This is a genomic window from Vicinamibacteria bacterium, from assembly GCA_035620555.1.
In the GTDB taxonomy this organism is placed as follows: Bacteria; Acidobacteriota; Vicinamibacteria; order Marinacidobacterales; family SMYC01; genus DASPGQ01.
Genome location: DASPGQ010000221.1, coordinates 27965 through 45764 on the forward strand (window position 1 = coordinate 27965; position 17800 = coordinate 45764).

The 17800-nt window shown below is 62.2% G+C and carries 14 protein-coding genes; 7 read left to right on the forward strand and 7 right to left on the reverse strand.

Translation table 11 applies throughout. The annotated features are described in order from the left end of the window. The first annotated feature begins 262 nt into the window (after positions 1-262). Positions 263-3307, forward strand: coding sequence for a TonB-dependent receptor (locus tag VEK15_09180; protein HXV60855.1), 3045 nt, complete (start codon positions 263-265; stop codon positions 3305-3307). A 70-nt stretch (positions 3308-3377) separates the two neighbouring features. On the opposite strand, the gene VEK15_09185 is transcribed toward VEK15_09180, so the two are convergent. The 6 genes from VEK15_09185 to VEK15_09210 all read right to left on the reverse strand — a co-directional run bounded on the left by VEK15_09185 (position 3378) and on the right by VEK15_09210 (position 9342). Then, positions 3378-4307, reverse strand: a complete 930-nt coding sequence (locus VEK15_09185) for a GDP-mannose 4,6-dehydratase (GenBank protein HXV60856.1) — start codon at positions 4305-4307, stop codon at positions 3378-3380. Positions 4308-4314: 7 nt separating this feature from the next. Beyond that, positions 4315-5277, reverse strand: coding sequence for a GDP-mannose 4,6-dehydratase (locus VEK15_09190; protein ID HXV60857.1), 963 nt, complete (start codon positions 5275-5277; stop codon positions 4315-4317). Between the two features lie 316 nt (positions 5278-5593). Beyond that, positions 5594-6436, reverse strand: a complete 843-nt coding sequence (gene rfbD, locus VEK15_09195; protein HXV60858.1) for a dTDP-4-dehydrorhamnose reductase — start codon at positions 6434-6436, stop codon at positions 5594-5596. Positions 6437-6440: 4 nt separating this feature from the next. After that, positions 6441-8570: a putative LPS assembly protein LptD gene (locus VEK15_09200; protein HXV60859.1), complete on the reverse strand. Its 2130-nt coding sequence runs from the start codon at positions 8568-8570 to the stop codon at positions 6441-6443. A gap of 57 nt (positions 8571-8627) precedes the next feature. After that, positions 8628-8933: a nucleotidyltransferase domain-containing protein gene (locus VEK15_09205; protein ID HXV60860.1), complete on the reverse strand. Its 306-nt coding sequence runs from the start codon at positions 8931-8933 to the stop codon at positions 8628-8630. 10 nt (positions 8934-8943) lie between these two features. Continuing rightward, positions 8944-9342, reverse strand: a complete 399-nt coding sequence (locus VEK15_09210) for a HEPN domain-containing protein (GenBank protein ID HXV60861.1) — start codon at positions 9340-9342, stop codon at positions 8944-8946. Positions 9343-9581: 239 nt separating this feature from the next. On the opposite strand from VEK15_09210, the gene VEK15_09215 reads away from it, so the two are divergent. From VEK15_09215 to VEK15_09230, 4 genes are all read left to right on the forward strand, one after another. Further along, entirely contained in the window at positions 9582-9827 is a 246-nt protein-coding gene (locus tag VEK15_09215; GenBank protein ID HXV60862.1) for a ribbon-helix-helix protein, CopG family, read from the forward strand. After that, positions 9791-10240 (forward strand): PIN domain-containing protein, encoded by a 450-nt coding sequence (locus tag VEK15_09220; protein HXV60863.1) that lies wholly within the window; start codon positions 9791-9793, stop codon positions 10238-10240. Before VEK15_09215 ends, VEK15_09220 begins: the two co-directional genes overlap by 37 nt. Positions 10241-10285: 45 nt before the next feature. After that, on the forward strand, positions 10286-11620 hold the full coding sequence (locus VEK15_09225) for a CUAEP/CCAEP-tail radical SAM protein (protein HXV60864.1): 1335 nt from the start codon (positions 10286-10288) through the stop codon (positions 11618-11620). Positions 11621-11681: 61 nt separating this feature from the next. Beyond that, positions 11682-12272 carry a NifU family protein gene (locus VEK15_09230; protein ID HXV60865.1) on the forward strand — a complete coding sequence of 197 codons (591 nt, stop codon included), beginning with the start codon at positions 11682-11684 and terminating at the stop codon, positions 12270-12272. 8 nt (positions 12273-12280) lie between these two features. Here VEK15_09230 and VEK15_09235 read toward each other — a convergent pair whose 3' ends face one another. After that, the gene (locus VEK15_09235) at positions 12281-13516 is read right to left on the reverse strand and encodes an ATP-grasp domain-containing protein (protein HXV60866.1); all 1236 of its coding nucleotides are present in this window, start codon (positions 13514-13516) and stop codon (positions 12281-12283) included. 350 nt (positions 13517-13866) lie between these two features. On the opposite strand from VEK15_09235, the gene VEK15_09240 reads away from it, so the two are divergent. Further along, on the forward strand, positions 13867-16749 hold the full coding sequence (locus VEK15_09240; GenBank protein ID HXV60867.1) for a TonB-dependent receptor: 2883 nt from the start codon (positions 13867-13869) through the stop codon (positions 16747-16749). An 86-nt stretch (positions 16750-16835) separates the two neighbouring features. Next, on the forward strand, positions 16836-17800 hold a 965-nt coding region (locus VEK15_09245), incomplete at its 3' end, for an agmatine deiminase family protein (GenBank protein HXV60868.1).

Below are 17800 nucleotides of genomic sequence, written 5' to 3' on the forward strand. Positions count from 1 at the left end.
ATGCGAGTTGTTCGTTTCGTCAATTTGGAGCCTCGCTCCGAAGAGTTGGATCCCGGTCCATTTGCCGCTTCGACGCTTCTTAATCTTCCTCCGCTAATCAGTGAGATCGGGAACCAACTTCTCGTTCCGGGCTGGTACGAAGCATGCATCTTCAATACCCGTCGTTCGAAGCTCCTTCATCGGCGTAGACAAAAATTTGGATCGATGACACCTCGTGACTCCGCAGATGGACTTCGATACCTCAAAGTCTAGGAGGGAAAGAATGCGGAAACTGTCTCTAACAGTCATCGTCGTGACGATGCTGCTCGCTTCGGTCACGGCCTTCGCCCAGTCGGGAGACGGAAGTCTCCGCGGCTACGTCCGCGATGAGTCGGGAGCGGTGCTTCCCGGCGTAACGGTGATGGCGGAGAGCGCCGTTCTGATGGCGCCGAGGTCCTCGGTGACCGACGGAACCGGTCTCTATCGCATCACGAACCTGCCGCCGGGCGAGTACAGCCTCACCTTCGAACTGTCTGGATTCGCAACGGTGCGCCAGGAAGCCATCGTCCTCCGTGCGGGAGCGAATTTCAACGTGGACGCGGCACTCGGGATCAGCGCCGTGGAAGAGACGGTCACGGTGACGGCGGAAACGCCGATGCTCGAGATCGCGCGGCCCTCGAACGTTCTCAACATCGAAGGAGAATTCCAGAGGGAAATGCCCATGCAGGCCCGCAACAACTGGAGCGATTTCCTCGAGCTCACCCCCGGAGTGAACGCCCGTCCTTTCGACGACGGGAGCGGCCGCATGGTCTATTTCGGCCACGCCACCGAGCATTTCGCTCACGTGATCCAGCTCGAGGGGATGACAGCCTCGTCCTACAACGACTCCCAGGTCACCTATATCGGTATGGACACGGAGATGATCCAGGACGTGCAGGTGAAGACCGGTGGGGTCGACGCCGCATCGCCGCTCGGAACCGGGCTCGTCATCAACGTCGTCACGAAGAGCGGCGGAAACAATTTGAGCGGGTCCGCGGGGTTCTCCTATCAGCCGGAGTCCTGGAACGGAGACAACGCCCCGACGTCGGGAACGGGTCTCGCGGGCACACCTTCGGTGAACATCGTCAAGCAGCTCGATGCCTCGGTGGGAGGCCCCATTGTGCCGGACAAGCTCTGGTTCTTCGGATCTTTCCGGGTGTCGCGCATCGAGAGCGGCATCAGCCGGACCGATCGCGAGGTGAACAACCTGAACACCCTCTCGGGTCTTCGGCTCTTCGACCTGAGCGGCAGAGAGTATCTGACCGTCCCACAGTTCCAGCAGTTCAACCAGCAGGTGGAGAACTTCCAGCCCTACATGAAGGTGACGGGGCAGCTCAGCCCGAACCACGAAGCGAGCGCCTACTACCAGAGGGACAAGCAGACCAACGGCTCGAACCGTGAGTTCCTCTGGGAGCCGATCTGGTTCGTGGAGACGGGAGGAGATCTCTTCGGCGGCAAGGTGACATCGGTCTGGGGAACGGACACCACCAGCCAGTTCACCTTCAACTACAACAACAAGACGGCTCAGACCGATTATGCCAAGACGCCGACGGATACCTTCTACACCGAGGTTCACGAGGGGTACGTGGAATCCTCAGGAGTCCTCAATGGAACTGGCCGCATCATCGCCGGAAACGCCGACGACATCACCAGCACCGCTCCCGCTCGGGTGCTCCTGTTCCGGTTCGATCTGACCCGGTTCGCCGAGGGAATGGGAGGCTCGCACGAGTTCCAGACGGGTCTGTTCCTCGCACCCAGCAACCACCGCGACGATTTCACTGCGTACTCCAACGCCAGCGGGGACGGGTTCTACACCTATTACTTCCGACTTCTCTCCGGCGACGAGAACGACCCGTCTCAAGGTGCGGTCCCGTTCTACCGGGAGCGCAGGGACGTGACCGAGACCCAGACCGTCGGCGCTCGCGACCGCGACATCGGGCTGTACTTCCAGGACAACTGGAAACCCAACCCGCGCTTGACCCTGAACCTCGGTGCTCGCATCGATTTCGTGCGGCGCTTCGATCAGCTCCGCGATTTCGCAAGGATGAACACGACGGTGTTTGGCCCCCGAGTGGGCTTCTCGTACCTCGTGACTGAAGATGCGCGCAACGTCCTTCGCGGCTTTGCCGGCCGGGTTCACGAGCAGGTGATGGGCCGCGATCAGGTCACGAGCTTTTCCGGCTCGGAAGGCGGATCCGGCGGTCTTTCCACGCGCATCCGCGAGTATGACCGTGAAGGCGACGGCATCTTCGAGTCGGTCGTGGTCAGCCCCCGCTCCGCGGGCTCCGTGGATCCCTCGGTGGAGTTCAACGAGAACCTCACCCAGCCCTACGTCGACGAGTACATCCTGGGCTTCCGCAAGCAGTTCCCCAAGCAGTTCTCTCTCGACGTGGCGGGGATTCACCGCCGGTACACCAAGAACTACGCGCTCCTGGAAGTGAACGGGATCTATCCGAGCGGTCCGGGACAGCCGTTCATCGGCTTCGGAGCCGTCGATCCCAACCGGGGCACGATCTTCCAGCAGACGAACAACGACTGGAGCAAGCTGGTCTATACCGCGCTCGAGATCACCGGAACCCAGCGGCTCGGCCGGAGCCTCCAGGGGATGTTCGGCTTCAACTACCAGTGGCAGCACTTCGCCGGCGATTGGAACCCGACGGATCCGGCCGCGTTCGTCGAGCCGGACAAGTTCGACTCCAACCGCGCGCTCTACATGCCGCGGGGGAACAACGAGCACAACTCGCTCCAGATCGACAACACCAATCTGTCCTACAACCCAACCTGGCGCCGTTACTCAGTCCGGATCGGTCTCAACTACAGGACTGCGTACGGCATCAACATCGCGGGCAGCTACACCGGGAACGCTGGACCTTGGTCAGGAGCGATTCTCGACGATCCCGGCCGCGACCCGATCTACGGCCCCGCTCGGGTTCCGCTAGCGAACGGCACCACGTTCCCCAACCCGCTGGCCACGGCCTATCGCTTCGTGGGTGAGAACCGCGGGACGGGGTGCGAGCAAACCACGCTTCCGGACAACGGGGTTTCCTGCGACGGACAGGCCAGGGCGCCGACGATCCATACGCTGAGCGTCAAGGTAGGCAAGATCTTCAACCTCGGCAATACCCGGGAGTTCGAGATCGGTGGGAACATCTTCAACGTCTTTAATGCCGGGCATCACCACCAGTTCACCTACAGCGGCGCGAACCGCTCTTTCAGCGCGAACTACGCCGAGCTCCGGAGTTTGCAAGCGCCGATTGGCTTTCAGCTGAACCTGAATTTCCGGTTCTAGCTGGAGACAGGGAAAAGCTCGAAAAGAGGGCCGCCGCGTCCGCGGCGGCCCTCAGAGCCGTTTCGAGGGCTTACAATCTGCGACGCCAGTCGTCGAGCAGATCCCGCAGGGTCTTCGCGAGCGCGTAGCGCGGCGTCCAGCCGGTCTCCGACCGGAGCCGTCGGTTGCTCCCGACGATGAGGGGGGCATCGATCGTGTGATAAAGCTCGGGGTCGATGCTCACTCGAACCCGAGCGTGCGCCAGCGCGACCAGCTGATCGACCACGTCGCGGATCGCCACCGCCTCGCCGCTGCAAACGTTGTACACGCGTCCGGGACGGCCGTGGTCGATAATCGCCTCATAGGCGCGAACGACGTCGCGCACGTCGGAAAAGTCCCGGCGCGCCTCCAGGTTGCCAGCCCGAAGAACGGGCTCGCGGAGCCCTTTTTCACTTTCCGCGACTTGCTTCGCAAAGCTGGAACAAACGTAAACGTCCGACTGCCCCGGACCCGTGTGGTTGAAGGAGCGCGTGAGATAGACGGGCAGCTCTTCCGCCAGGACGTATTGCTGTCCCAAGAGCTCCTGGGAAACCTTGCTGACGGCGTACGGCGTCTGGGGCCGGAGCACCTGCTCTTCGGAGATCGGCTGGCTCTCCCGGTCCACGAGACCGTACTGCTGGGCCGACCCCACGAGAAGTACTCGGGGCCTACGCCCGGTGCTCGCCGCGGCCGAGAGTAGATTGTTGGCTCCGATGACGTTGGTCTCGAGCGTCTTCCGTGCGCTTCCGAAAGAGCGTTCGGGATTCGAGAAGGCTGCGAGGTGATAGATGGTATCGGGAACGAAGGTGCTCACCGCGTCCGCAAGCGCGTCGTCGTCCAGCAGGTCCACGCCGCGGGTCTCGAATGGCTCGGTGGGGCCGACGTCTTTCGGGAGCACCAGGCCCAGGACCTCGTGGCCACCTTCGTGAAGGTACGCCGTCAGGTGGCGGCCCACGAAGCCCGCGGCTCCGGTAACGAGCACGCGCAACTCAATCGGTCTCCTCTCTCCAGTAGTCGAGCATGTCGGATAGGGTTTGTTCGTAGGGGATACGAGGGGCCCAGCCCGTCGCCTCGCGAAACTTCGTGCAATCGCCCACGAGAACCGGCACGTCCGAGGGCCGAAGCCGCTCGGGGTCCTCTTTCACCTCAACGCTGGCGCCGGAGATCTCGAGAAGCATATCGAGCACCGTCCGGATCGAAAAACCCGCGCCCGAGCAGATGTTATAGGCCTCACCCGGCTCACACCTGCCATCGACCGAAAGCCAGTATCCTCGCACCATGTCGCGGACGTCGGTGAAGTCGCGCTGAGCGTCGAGATTCCCCACGTGGATGACCGGCGGCTTCCTTCCCTTCTCGATGGCGGCGATCTGTTTGGCGAAATTCGAGGAAACGAAAACGTCTCCGCGCCGAGGCCCGTCGTGATTGAATCCGCGCGTCCGGACGACTTTCGTGCCGAAGCTCTTGAAATACTGATAGCCGAGATAGTCCTGGCCCACCTTGCTGACGGCGTAGGGAGAGAGCGGTCTCAAAGGGTTCGTCTCCCGAATCGGGAGCTCGTCCTCCTGCACCAGCCCGTACTCCTCGCTCGAGCAGGCGATCTGAATCCAGGGGTCGATCCCCACGGAGCGCACCGCCTCGAAGACGTGCAGCTGGCCAATGATGTTCGTTTGCAGCGACTCGGCCGGAGCGTTCCACGACGAGGGAACGAAGCTCTGGGCAGCCAGGTGGAAGATCCGATCGGGACGAACCCGTTCCATGAGTACTTTGACCGAGCTCTGATCTCTCAGATCGCATTCCAGAAGCGTGATGCTCCCCTCGATGCTGCGAATATTCTCGGTACGGCTCCGCCAGCGCATCGTTCCGTAGACTTCGACCTCTGGATGCTCGGCCAGAACGAACTCGGCGAGGTGGCTGCCGGCGAAGCCGGTGATCCCGGTGATCAATATGCGCAAGGGATGTCCTCCTTCTTTATGTTAATGCCGTGGCGGAACCCGCGACTTACCGGCCGCCACGGCTCGGTCTTTGCGGCGCTTTCGCGCCGGGCTCGCTCCGCTCGCGCAGGGTGGGCTGAAGTTCTTTCATCACCCTGCTCGTGCTCCAATGCCGTGGCGGGACCCGCGACTTACCCGCCGCCACGGCTCGACCTCTCCCGGCGCTGCGCGCCGATCTCGCCCGCCTACGCCCTTTGGGCTTCGGCGCGGTTCCGACGTAGCCTTGGCGAAGTCGAACAGCAGATGCAACGGCTGCGTGTTGTTCTTCGCCATCCCCTTAGCTCGAGGCGAGATAGCGCCGAAGCGCATCCAGCCAGCTTCGCGATGGCTCACCCGTCGTCCGTTCGAAGCGCTCCACGGAAAGGACCGAGTAGCTCGGCCGGCGCGCCAGGCGGCTCAGCTCGCTCGCCTGGACCGGCCGGATCCTGGGGTTTTCTACTCCAAGCTCCTGTGCCAGCGTCCTTCCGAAGTCGAGCCAGCTCGTTCTCCCTGGGTTTACGTAGTGAAACAGGCCGAGGTGTCCTCCTTCGACGAGCCGCAACAGGGCTCTCGCGAGCTCACCAGCGCTGGTAGGGGATCCCATCTGGTCCTCGATCAATCGCAGCTCATCTCCCCTCTCCAGGCGTCCTCGCGCCCAGTCGACGAATCCTTTCCCCGGCCCGTAGAGCCACGCCGTTCGCACGATCACGTGACCCTTAGGGTGGGCCGAGGCAACGCGGCGTTCCCCTTCGAGCTTCGATCTTCCGTAGCTCGAAAGAGGAGCGGTCACGTCATCCTCCCGGTAGGGCCGGTGTGCCTTTCCATCGAAAACGTAATCGGTGCTGATGTGGACGACCCCCGCATCCAGCTCCCGGGCCGCCTCGGCCACGTGGGCGGCGCCACCGGCATTCACCTGAAGGGCCCGCTCCGGTTCCCGCTCGGCGCCGTCGACGTCCGTGTAAGCGGCGCAGTTTATCACGACGGAGGGCGAGAACTCACGAATCGCTCGCCTCACACCGGCCCGATCGGTGATGTCGAGCTCGGTTCGCGCCAGGCCCGAAACGTCGTGGAACCGCCTGGCCGCCGTCTCCATCACGAGTCTGCCAAGTAGGCCAGAGGCCCCGGTGACGAGGATTCGCAAGGTTTCAGTACACTCTCGACTCTCCCCCGCCGAGCGAAGTACCGAAGCTTCCCACGTTTGCGAGAGTGATGCCGAAGCGGAAGGTGTTCTCGTCTCGTAGGGAACCAAAATTGAATCGGTTGTACTCGACGAGAAAGCCGCAGCACTGGACGTTGTAGACCGCGCCCGCACGCAGATGCTGGAGCGTTCGGTTCGAGTAGTCGTAGGCGGAGCCAAAGCTCACCGCAAGCCCCGGCGCGAGATTCACCGAGGTGCCGAGGCGGAAATTGCTGCGGATGACCTCCCGGTCGGGGATGTTGCGGCGGGTCCAGTTGCCCGAGAGCGAGCCCCAGCGGCCGGAAACGGTCCCGGCAAAGCTGGAGGAACGGACCGCATGGAAATTGAAATCGTAGTCCACGTTCCAGCTGGCGGTGAGAGCGCGGGACGGCCGGAAGTTCACTCGAGACGTGATGGGCGAGTAGTTGCTCGGGGTGCCGTCCTCGGTGAAGTAAGGCGTCGAGAACTGACGGTCGTAGAGGGAGGCGTTCGCATCGACGAAGTATCTCTGCGACAACACCCAGGTCAGCATCTCGGTGGGCGTCGATTGCTCCTTCCCGTTCACCATCCGCTTGGCAAGAAATCGGTTCACCAGCGAGAAGGCGATCTGGTTCGTTCCCGGGATGTAGTCCTGGCCGTCGAACCGGGGAACCTGGTCGAAGGTGTCGACGCGCGATCGGTAGCTCCAGAGCATCTGCGGCTCGATCACGTGCTTGAATCGGCTGGCATAACCGTTGCCGGGAGTGTTGAATATCTTGGCAAATGTCGGTCCCCGCATGTCGAAGGACGTCTCGTAATACCGACGTTCGATTCCTTCTTCGGGAAGGAATGCGCCCGACGGCGAAAGAGAAGACGTGTAGTAGGTGTATCGCCCCGTCAGGCTGGTCCGAAACGTCAGAAAACTCAACCCGGTGAACGGGTAGGAGACGACCGGCTGGACGTCGAACCGTTCGTATTCTTGAAGCTGGTTCCTGTTGGTGCGACCGAGCGAGGATGCCTCCCCGTCGAACGAGAACAGGATGGGCGTTCCCGCGAGCCGGCTCGGTCGGGCCCCGATGGTCACTCGAGGAAGGATCTCGCGCACGGCAACGTTCTCCCCGAACGACGTGTCGTTTCGATCGAAGAGCACGCGCAGCGTGTACGGGCCCATCGATTTGGATATCGTCCCCGAGGCCCGCTTGGAGCGCTGCGTGGCTCGGTTGTAGTCCTCTTGGAAACGCTGTTGAAAGTCGAAGCTCGAAAAGTAGTCCACTCTGGCGATCGCGCGGAAGTCCCCGGGAAGGTTCTGGTTGGCGGCCGCTCTCACCGTGTACTCTTTCTGGTCGTTCGTCGTATCGTCGAGGTAGAAGGTGTCGATCTGGCCGCGCGAGGCTTCACTCGCCACGTAACGATATTCGGCCGAGCCGCCGTTTCCAATTTGAGAGAAGCGCTCGTAGCTGAACGTCGCGTCCATCGAGCGATTGATTGCCCAGAAGAAGCCCTGGGTGAAGAGAAAGCCTTTGATCGACGAGTTCCCAATCTGCGGAAACAAGAAGCCGGTCGATCGGTCTCGCTCGTTGATGGGGTAGTAGAGAACCGGAGTGTAGAAAACGGGAAGCGATTTCACCTTCAGAAACGCGTTGTGGAGGGCGACGTGGTGGTCGCGTTTGATCGTGGCTTTGCCGGCGGTGAAATTCCATCGCGGGACGGGTTGGGCGCAGGAGGTGAAGGCTCCGCCTTCGACCACGTAGGTGTCGTCCGACACCTTTTCGATGATGTCTCCATAAAAATACAGATCGGCGCCCGCCATTCCGTGGGCGTTGAAGAAGCGGCCGGTCTTGGTCCGGAGATCGGCCTCGAGGCGAGTGGCGATGATCTTCTGATCTCCCTGCTCGTAGACCACGTTCCCCTCGGCGACAACGCGCATCTCGTCTTCCCAGAACTCGACGCGATCGGCGGTGAGCTGAACATCCTCCGTGCGGATATCGACGTAGCCTTCGGCCCGAACGTGGCCCTTGCCGAGCTGCTCCTGAGAGAAGGCTTTGATCGTCGCCTCCTGTTGCCGAGCCTGGAGGCTCGTGGCGAGCAGAACCAGGAGCGCTGCTCTCCCGATTGGCATCGAGGCCTAATTATATACTGGTTGGTCGAAGCGGATTTGTCGGTCCGTGGGCCAGCCTCAAGGGTAGACCCACTTCACCTCTTGCGCCAGACGACGTGCAAAGAGATTCTTTTGAGCTTGCATCCTATCCCACTCGGCCTCGGTGTAGATGAGAAGATCGGCGGGAACCGGAAGCTCTTCCAGATTCCAGGTGAGAGCGCGGCGCTCGAAGGGCTCGGTCGAACGGCTGACGATCGCCACCAGGTCCAGATCGCTTCCCACACCCCAGTCACCGCGGGCGTAGGAGCCAAAGTAGCCGAGACGGCGGAGCTCCGGGTGTGCTATCGCTTCCCGGGCAACCCAGTCCCGCAAGGCTCTTTCCACCAGGTCGCGGTTAGGCCATACGATTACGCACGAATTCAAGGATCTCACCGGCATAGCGGATCGCCTCGCCGCTCTGAATGGGGCCGTAATGCTCGAACGGGGCTCCCTCGGGATGTCCATTCGGGTAACGACTCGGAACGTAGAAGTTGTCGAGGACTCGCGCTTTCTCCACCAAGTCCTGCGGGACTTCGATGGGGAGCTCTCGCAGCAGCCGGGCGACAACCTGTCCCCAGGCTTCCTGACCGAGGTGGAGATGGAGCGCTTTGGCCGCTTTCTCGGCGGATTGCTGGGCCGCGAAGCAAGCCCACTCATGACGTCCGCCGGATTGAGACGCTCTCGAATGCTCAAGGTCCCGTTCGGCTTGAGCGTACCAATCTGGCGCCCGGTTTGTCACGATATTCACTCCCATTCGAGGCTCGTGGCGAGCAGAACCAGGAGCGCTGCTCTCCCGATGGGCATCGATGACAAATTATACAACCGGGTCCCCACGTCGGGTGCGAGAGCGTGCAGCTCTCGCGTGTTACGTGCTCGGGTGTCGTCGAACCTCTGCTCAGGCCCAATCAGCCGCCACGAGGCCATCCGTCGTCTACGACGACACGAATGGATATTCATTTACTCTGATCATATGTGTATATATAATAGAGACATATGAAACGCACCACAATCTTCGCCGACGAAGAGGTCTTGAGGGAGCTCAAGGTGATCGCGAAGAAGGAGAAATCGAACCTCTCCGTCACCATTAGAAAGGCTCTCGAAGACTACGTGAGCAGGCATCGGCGCGGACGCCCCCTTCCTTCCTTTGTCGGGGTGGGGCGAAGTGGAAGGAAGGACGTAGCGGAGAGGGCCGAGGAGCTGCTGTGGGAGCGGGATGGCTCCCGACGCGAACGCCGTTGAACAACATCCTGGCCGACACCGGACCGCTCTATGCTCTCGCGGATGAGAGCGACGAATGGCATGTCCGGGTTCGGACGTTTCTCGAAGAGTTCTCACCGAGGCTCGTCGTCCCCGTTACCGTACTTCCGGAAGTGACTTACCTTCTGAGCAAGTTCCTCGGAAGCTCGGCCGAGATCCAATTCGTCGAGTCCGTCCATCGCGGAGAGCTGCTCCTGGAAGCTGTGACCCGGGCCGACCTGGCACGCTCGATCGAGGTGATGCGCCGCTATGTGGATGCAGAGCTCGGGTTCGTCGACGCGTCCGTTGTCGCCGTGGCCGAGCGTCTTCGTCTCACGAACGTCCTGACCGTGGATCGCAAGCACTTCGGGATGGTGCGCCCAAGGCATTGTCGGGCCTTCTCACTCTATCCCTGAGAGTCCAGGTCTGGAGTGGAGCTCGTCGACTTGTATACTGGGGCCATGCGATCGACTCCGAGGAGCGTCCTGCTCCTGTCGTGCTACGAGCTGGGCCGGAAACCTCTCGGGCTAGCAGTGCCTCTGGCCTTCTTGAGGCGCAGCGGATTTTCCGCACGTGGCATCGACCTTTCGGTCGACCCCCTGGACGAGGCGGCGGTCGGAAGGGCCGATTTCGTCGGGATCTCGGTTCCGATGCATACCGCCCTGCGTATCGCGCTTCGGCTTTTGCCTCGGATTCGGGCGCTCAATCCGTCCTGCCATATCTGCTTCTATGGACTGTACGCGACGCTGAACGCCGAGCTGCTTCTCGCGAAAGGCGCCGACTCGGTCCTGAGCGGGGAGTGCGAGGAGGCTCTGGTCGAGCGGGTCGCCTCCTCAAGAGATCTGGAGAGTCGACCGCGGCCTTTTCGCGTTCGACTCGACTTTCCCGTGCCGGAGATTGCCCAGCTTCCGCGCCTCGAGCACTACGTGCACTTGGACCGGGGCGACGGCCACCACGTCCCCGTCGGTGCCATCGAGACCACTCGCGGTTGCCTCCATCTCTGCCGCCATTGCCCCATCCCGCCGATCTACGAGGGGCGCTTCTTCGTCGTGCCCAGGGAAACGGTCCTTGCCGACATCCGGCAGGCGGTCGGGGAAGGCGCGCGCCACATCGATTTCGTCGATCCCGATTTCCTGAACGGACCCGGTCATGCCCTCGCCATCGTGCGGGCGATGCATCGGGAGTTTCCCGATCTGACGTTCGATTTCACCGCGAAGGTCGAGCACCTCGTACGGCACCGTGGCATCCTGAAGGAATTCGGCGATTCCGGATGCCTGTTCATCGTCACTGCGGTCGAATCGCTCAGCGACCACGTGCTCGAGGTGCTCGACAAAGGCCACTCACGAGCCGACGTGCTCGAAGTGCTCCATGCCACGCGAAGTGCGGGCATCGGCCTGCGACCGACGTTCGTGCCTTTCACCCCTTGGACGACCCTCGGCGATCATCGTGAGCTACTGCAATGGATTGCGGAAGAGCGGCTCGTCGACGACGTGGAACCGGTGCAACTGGCTCTGCGGCTGCTCGTTCCCCCGGGCTCGCTCCTCCTCGGAAGGCCGGCCCTGAGCCCGCATCTCGGAAGCCTCGATCCCGAGGCACTGACTTACCGATGGGAGCACCCCGACCCGGAGATGGATCGGCTCCAACGAGCGAGCCAGAAGCTCGTGGAGAACGCTCTGGTCGAGGGGTGGCCCCATCGCCAGACTCTGGGCAGTCTCGCCGAGCTCACGGGCGCCTCGCTTCCTGAGCTCGGAGCACCGCGGGCGACTCCGAGACTGACCGAAGCCTGGTTCTGCTGAGCCGAGCCCACCCGGGACCAGTTGGGTCCCATCGAACGTCGGCAGCAGCTATAATCGAGGCATGAATACGATCCGTATCACTGCCGAACCCAAGGACGCCAATCACTGCCGCTTCGTCGTGGACCGTCCCGTCTACCCGGACGGCTCGGTTTTCTTCGGCACGGCCGAGACCGCATCGGGCTCACCTCTGGCCGAGAAGCTCTTCACTATCGACGGCGTCCAGTCCGTCCTCATTCAGGACGATATCGTGACCGTGGCGGCCGCCACCGGCGGAAACTGGGCACCGATCGCGAAGCAGATCGGCGCCACGATCCGGGAGGTGCTGACGAGCGGGATAAACCCCGTTTCCGACGACGTCCTCGATTCGATTCCCGATCCCGAGACGATCAAAAAGAAAGTCCAGAACATTCTGGACCGGGAGATCAACCCGGCAGTGGCAGCTCACGGAGGTTGGATCGAGCTCATCGACGTTCAGAAGAACGAAGTCTTCATCCGCATGGGTGGTGGCTGCGTCGGCTGCGGCATGGCGGACGTCACCCTCAAGCAGGGCGTCGAGCGCACGATCCGCGAGGCGATCCCGCAGGTGGGCGCCATCATGGACACGACCGATCACGCCTCGGGACGAAACCCCTACTACAGCCCGGCCAAGTAAGCGGATTCTTACTCGATTCTGAAGTCGAGCCGGCGGTGGGCGTCCCGCAGAGCACGCTCCGCCTCTCCGGGCATATCGGCCCGGGCAAAGATGAACCCGAGATAGCTCGATCCCTCGGGAAGCGGAATCAACCTTTGTCCCCGATGGGCGGTGATGACCACCTCGGACACTCCTTCGACGGCGCCCGCCGCGGCGAGGCCAGTCACTTCCTCGAGAACCCCTCTTTTCGGTATCGGGATCATCATGACGCCCGCCGCTCGCGACTCGCGGCTGATTCCTTTCACGTCTTCTCCGATCGCATGCTTCAGTATCAGCTCTTCGAGAGAAAGCCCCAGACCGAATCGAAGGACCCTGGAGCACAAACCGCCAATCGAGCGTCCGGCGATCTCGATGACCGTCGGGCGGCCGCCCTCGGGCAATCGAAGCTCGGCGTGAATTGGACCGTGCCGCAGTCCCAGAGCTTCGGCGGCGCGGGTCGTCACTTCGAGAATGTCTTCCTGGACAGACTGGTCCAGCCTCGAGGGCGTCACGTAGATGGTCTCCTCGAAGTACGGGCCGTCGAGCGGATCCGGCTTGTCGAAGAGCGCCAGCGGCTGCAAGCGACCTTCGGTCAGAAGCGCTTCGACGGCAACCTCGACACCGGGAACGAAGTCTTCGATCAAAACGAGCTCGGCCTGCTCGCCGCCTCGCCTCCTGAGCTCGGGTGAGGACAGCAACTCGCAAAGCCACTGGAATCCTTCGGAGAAGCTCTGGACATCGTCGGCGCGAACCACCCCGCGACTTCCCGACAGGAACACCGGCTTGAGGACGACCGGGTACCGCAACGTCGCCCCGAGAGGAACCGGGCTCTCCGCCGTGGACGCCACGCGAAATCGTGGAGATGGAACTGCGGCGGAGGCGAGCGCCTCTCGCATGCGATGCTTCGAGCGGGCCCGTTCAGCCGCGAGAGATCCATGATGGGGAAGTCCGAGACGCGAAGAGATGGAAGCGGCGACGACAGCGGATTCCTCGTCCACGGGCACGATTGCGCTCAGCGGATGAAGCGCGTGAAACCGCGAGACTCGCTCGGCCGCTCCCGCGGGGTCTAGGAGATCAATCGTCAGAAGTCGGGTTTGCTGAAGCGGCTCGAAAGTGCTCGCCTCCTCCGATGCGACCACGACCTCGATTCCGAGTCGATCGGCCGCATACAAGAAGTCTCGCGAACGGTAGGTCGAGGTGGGAAGCAACAGCAAGACCCGATGCATGAGTCAAGTTAGCACGAGCCCACTCTATTCAGGACAGTGGCTGTTACTATTCAAAATACTGAAGCACGATTCAACGTTCCAAAATCACTAGAGACCGCGTCCAAGATCACGTAGCCGAATCCGAAGTCTCGGATTCTTTCCTCGGGTATCCGCTCACCCATCAGCTGGCCAACTCGCTGGTTCACCAACGTTTGTTCGAAGCGGTCGCGTTGCCGACTCGTGGCACAAGCGTTGCACAACTCGTCTCGAGACATACGTCGTCGACGGTGTCCGTCGGCGCGCGCGATTTCAATTTTTGGAATTGCCCGGCTCCGTCGATTTTCGACAAACGAGAAAGGAGAGCAGTTTCCATGAAGAGAAAACTAATCGCCCTGCTCCCGTCCCTGCTCCTGATTTTCGGTTCTTTCGCCGCGGCTCAGACCGCGGGTGAGATCCAGGGAACGGTCGCGGACGCGCAGGGCCTCGCGATGCCCGGCGTCACGGTGACGATGACCGGCGCCGCCGTGCTGGGCGAACAGGTCGCGGTGACCCTCGCAGACGGTACGTTTCGTTTTCGTGGTTTGAGGCGTGGATCCTACGATCTTCGCTTCGACCTTCAGGGCTTTCAGACGCTCAACCGCGAAGGGATCCTCGTAGAGGGGAATCGGACGGTGACGATCAACGTGACGCTCGAGGTGGCGACCATCGCCGAGACGGTCACCGTGACGGGAGAATCACCGGTGGTCGATGTGCGAAACACGGCGCTCAGCAACGACTTTGGCCGCGAGGAGCTCCAGGATGTTCCCAGCGCCACCGACGTCTGGGCGGTGCTCGGACAGACCCCGGGGGTACGCATGCGCGGTTACGACGTCGGCGGAAGCCACAAGAGCCAGCAGATCGGCTACGAGAGCTTCGGGGTTCGGCGCCAGAACCGCGTGATCTCCGATGGCGTCGATTCGACCGAGGGCACGAGCGGCACCGGCTTCTACTACGATTACTATTCCATCGACGAGTTCACGACTTCGGCGGCCGGCGCCGACGTGGAAATGACCTCACCGGGATCGCTGGTCGTCATGACTCTCAAGAGCGGCGGTAACGAGTTCTCCGGGCTCTTCCACGGAGACTACGAGGACGACAGCTTCGTCTCCGACAATATCGACGACGCGACGAGGGCGAGAGGGTTCACCGGCAATCCCAACCTTCTCTTCTGGGAAACGCATTTCGACGTGGGCGGCCCGATCGTGACCGACAAGGCGTGGTTCTACGGCTTCTACAACCACTTCAAGATCGACAAGCAGATCTCCGGTGTGGACCCGAGCGTTGCCACCGACATCGGAGATTTCGATCAGTTCGGCGGCAAGGTGACCTTCCAGATCACCGACAAGGATCAGTTCATCGGCTACAGCCAGTACCAGCTCAAGGAGAAGCCCGTACGGGGGCTCTCGGCGGTCATCCCACCGGAGTCCATCCTCGCGCAAGCGAGCTGGTCCTGGGTCCACAAGGCGGAGTGGCAGCGGGTCTGGAACGATCAGGCCTTCAGCAACGTCCAGGTGAAGCACTTCGGCTTCGGCTGGCCGATGGTCCCGGCGGTCGATCCCGTTTCCAACCCACCGCGGATCGACCAGGCGACCAATATCCGAGCGGGCGCGGGCTGGAACAATACCAATCCGCCCTTCACCCTCGATCGATGGAAGCCGCAGGTCACCGCGACCCTCAACTACTACATCCCCAACAAGGCGGGCAGCCACGACTGGAAGTTCGGCTTCGACTGGCAGATCGATAGCTCCCAGTATGGCTCCAACTCGAACTCGGGTCCCCTGCGCTACTTCGACAACAGCCAGCTCGGACGCCCGAACAACGTGGACGAGATCGCGCTGTTCAGCGTCCCCGACAACGGCGCCGTCAGCGCCGACAACCGGAATACGACGACGGCGTTCTTCGTTCAGGATACCTGGAGCCCGACCGACCGGCTCACGCTGAACCTCGGGTTCCGCTTCGGCCGGCAGCGTGCCTACTACCTCGACTCCGAGCTGACGCCCTTCTTCTCGAGCTTCTTCCCCACCGGGACCATTCAAGGGCAGACGCTCACCACCTGGAACAACGTCGCTCCTCGTCTCGGCGTTACGTACGATCTGAGCGGCAGCGGCCGGACGGTGGTGAAGGCGCACTACGGGCGCTACTACAACAACATCGCCGATACGCTATCCCCCGGTAACCCGGCGAACGTGGCGTTCATTCGATTCAAGTTCCTGGACCAGAACCAGAACGGGCTCTTCGACGGCGCTCAGGAGCTCGGAGACATCGTCACTCAGTCGGGAACGGTGGGGTCGAGCCTCGAGGGCGCTTCGGGAACCGCCGTCAATCCCGATCTGAAGCCCGCCTACGCTGACGAGTTCAGCGGCTCGGTCGAGCACGAGATCGTCACCGACACGTCGATCCGGTTCTCGTACGTCCGCAAACAGCAGCGAAACGATTACGGCCAGTGGAACCGGGCACAGCAGCTGCCACTCTTGAACGGTCAGGGTATCTCTTGTGGTGACGCGGTATTCCCCTGCCCGACCGATCCGTTTACCGGGCAACCCTTGAGGGTGCAGCGGGTTCCGGATTCGGCGGCGAATGCTCAGGACCAGGTCATCGACACCTTCCCCGGGAGCGACGGCAACTACGACACGATCCAGGTGGCGTTCGACCGGCGGTTTACCGGCAGCTTCTTCCTCCAGGGCAGCTTCGACTACCAGTGGCGCGACGAGCTCCGACGCGGCACCGGGGAAAGCACCAGCCCGCTCGATGCCGATCCGCTCGATGTCGGTTGTGACCTCGGAGGGGCGTCGAACTGCTGGCAGAATCACAGCCTCGATGTGCCGTTCCGCCAGGACAACACGAACTGGGGCGCCCGGCTGCTCGCGCGCTACGTGTTCCCCGTGGAGGTCGCGCTTTCCGGCAACTTCCGCTACCAGAGCGGCTGGCCCTGGGCACCCATCCATACGGTCAACATTCCCGGGTCCGGGAGCAGTCAGGTCTTTCTCAGCAACGTCGACCAGAACCGCTCCGAGGACGTGGTCATTACCGACGTGCGCGTGGAGAAAGGGTTCGCCGTCGGCCGTGGCCGGATCTCGGCGATGCTGGACATCTACAACCTGTTCAACAGCAACTCCGAGGTGAACTTCAGCCTGCGTACGGGTGGCAATTTCAACAACATCATCGCCACCCTGGATCCGAGGACGTTCAAGATCGGCGTTCGCTACCAGTTCTAGCTGCGCTTACGTTTAAGACGGCGGGTGGGGCCTTCGAGCCTCACCCGCCGTTCCTGTCCCGAGCCGGGCTACGCTAGACTCTAAGCATGGCTCTCGTTTCCCGCCGCGACCTCCTCGCGCTCGGTTCGGTCTGTGTCTTCGCGCGACGGAGCAGCGCTTTCGAGGAGCCGAAGCCGGCAGACCCGATCGAGGTCGTTCGGCCAGAGTTTCGCCGGACTCTCGAAAGCGCGCTGATTACTCTGCCCGCGGGCACGATGGACTACGCGGCTCACGACGGGCTCGGCCGCGCCGCCCTGTCCCGGTTCTTGGAGGCCGTCTTCCAGGACGTGCTCGCGGCGTTCCCCAGCTATACGAAAATTCACGTGGCGACTCGCGTCGACCGCCGGGACTTCGGACAAAGGGCCGTGAAGCTCGCGGGCGAGCGGGCCACTCAGCTGCATGTCGTCACCGATCCCGAAGTCGAGATCGAGGTCTGGGCCCAGGATCTCGGCGAGCCCATATTCCAGGATGGGCAACTGCGGTTCGTCGTCGGCATGCGGATGGATGCATCGATGGGACCTCAGAGCCAGATGTCCATTGATCGCAAGCGCGTGGCCGAGATCGCCTTTGGGCGGGATGCGGTCATGGAAGCTCCGTTCGCCTTCGAGGGGGGCAACCTGGCTTTCGATTCGCGGGGAGAGCGCACGAGGGTCTTCGTCGGGTACAACGTGGTGACGCGCACCATCGCTGCCTACGCTGCTCGAAATCGCAACGTGACGCGAAAGGAGGTCTTGGCCGATATCGCACGGACGTTCGGAGATGCCGAAATCGTGGTCATCGGTGATGAAAAGCAGAGCCCTCTCCTTCAGCACATCGATCAGTCCTTCCTCCTCCTCGACGACCAAGTGGTCGTCGCCACCCGATTGGCGGACGAAAGTCTACCTACCGAAGCTCGGCAGCTGAGGCGTCACACCGATCAGCTGCGTGAGCTCGGCTACGACGTCGTCTTCCTTGACCACGAATCCACCGACGTCGAGCAAGGTCGCTTCTCGATCAACGCCGTTCCCTACGT

Bases quoted from the DNA above. Each gene is read 5' to 3' on its own strand.
- VEK15_09215 (HXV60862.1), top strand. From the start codon at position 9,582: ATGAAACGCACCACAATCTTCGCCGACGAAGAGGTCTTGAGGGAGCTC.
- VEK15_09225 (HXV60864.1), top strand. From the start codon at position 10,286: ATGCGATCGACTCCGAGGAGCGTCCTGCTCCTGTCGTGCTACGAGCTG.
- VEK15_09230 (HXV60865.1), top strand. From the start codon at position 11,682: ATGAATACGATCCGTATCACTGCCGAACCCAAGGACGCCAATCACTGC.
- VEK15_09240 (HXV60867.1), top strand. From the start codon at position 13,867: ATGAAGAGAAAACTAATCGCCCTGCTCCCGTCCCTGCTCCTGATTTTC.
- VEK15_09210 (HXV60861.1), bottom strand. From the start codon at position 9,342: ATGGGAGTGAATATCGTGACAAACCGGGCGCCAGATTGGTACGCTCAA.
- VEK15_09200 (HXV60859.1), bottom strand. From the start codon at position 8,570: ATGCCAATCGGGAGAGCAGCGCTCCTGGTTCTGCTCGCCACGAGCCTC.
- VEK15_09180 (HXV60855.1), top strand. From the start codon at position 263: ATGCGGAAACTGTCTCTAACAGTCATCGTCGTGACGATGCTGCTCGCT.
- VEK15_09235 (HXV60866.1), bottom strand. From the start codon at position 13,516: ATGCATCGGGTCTTGCTGTTGCTTCCCACCTCGACCTACCGTTCGCGA.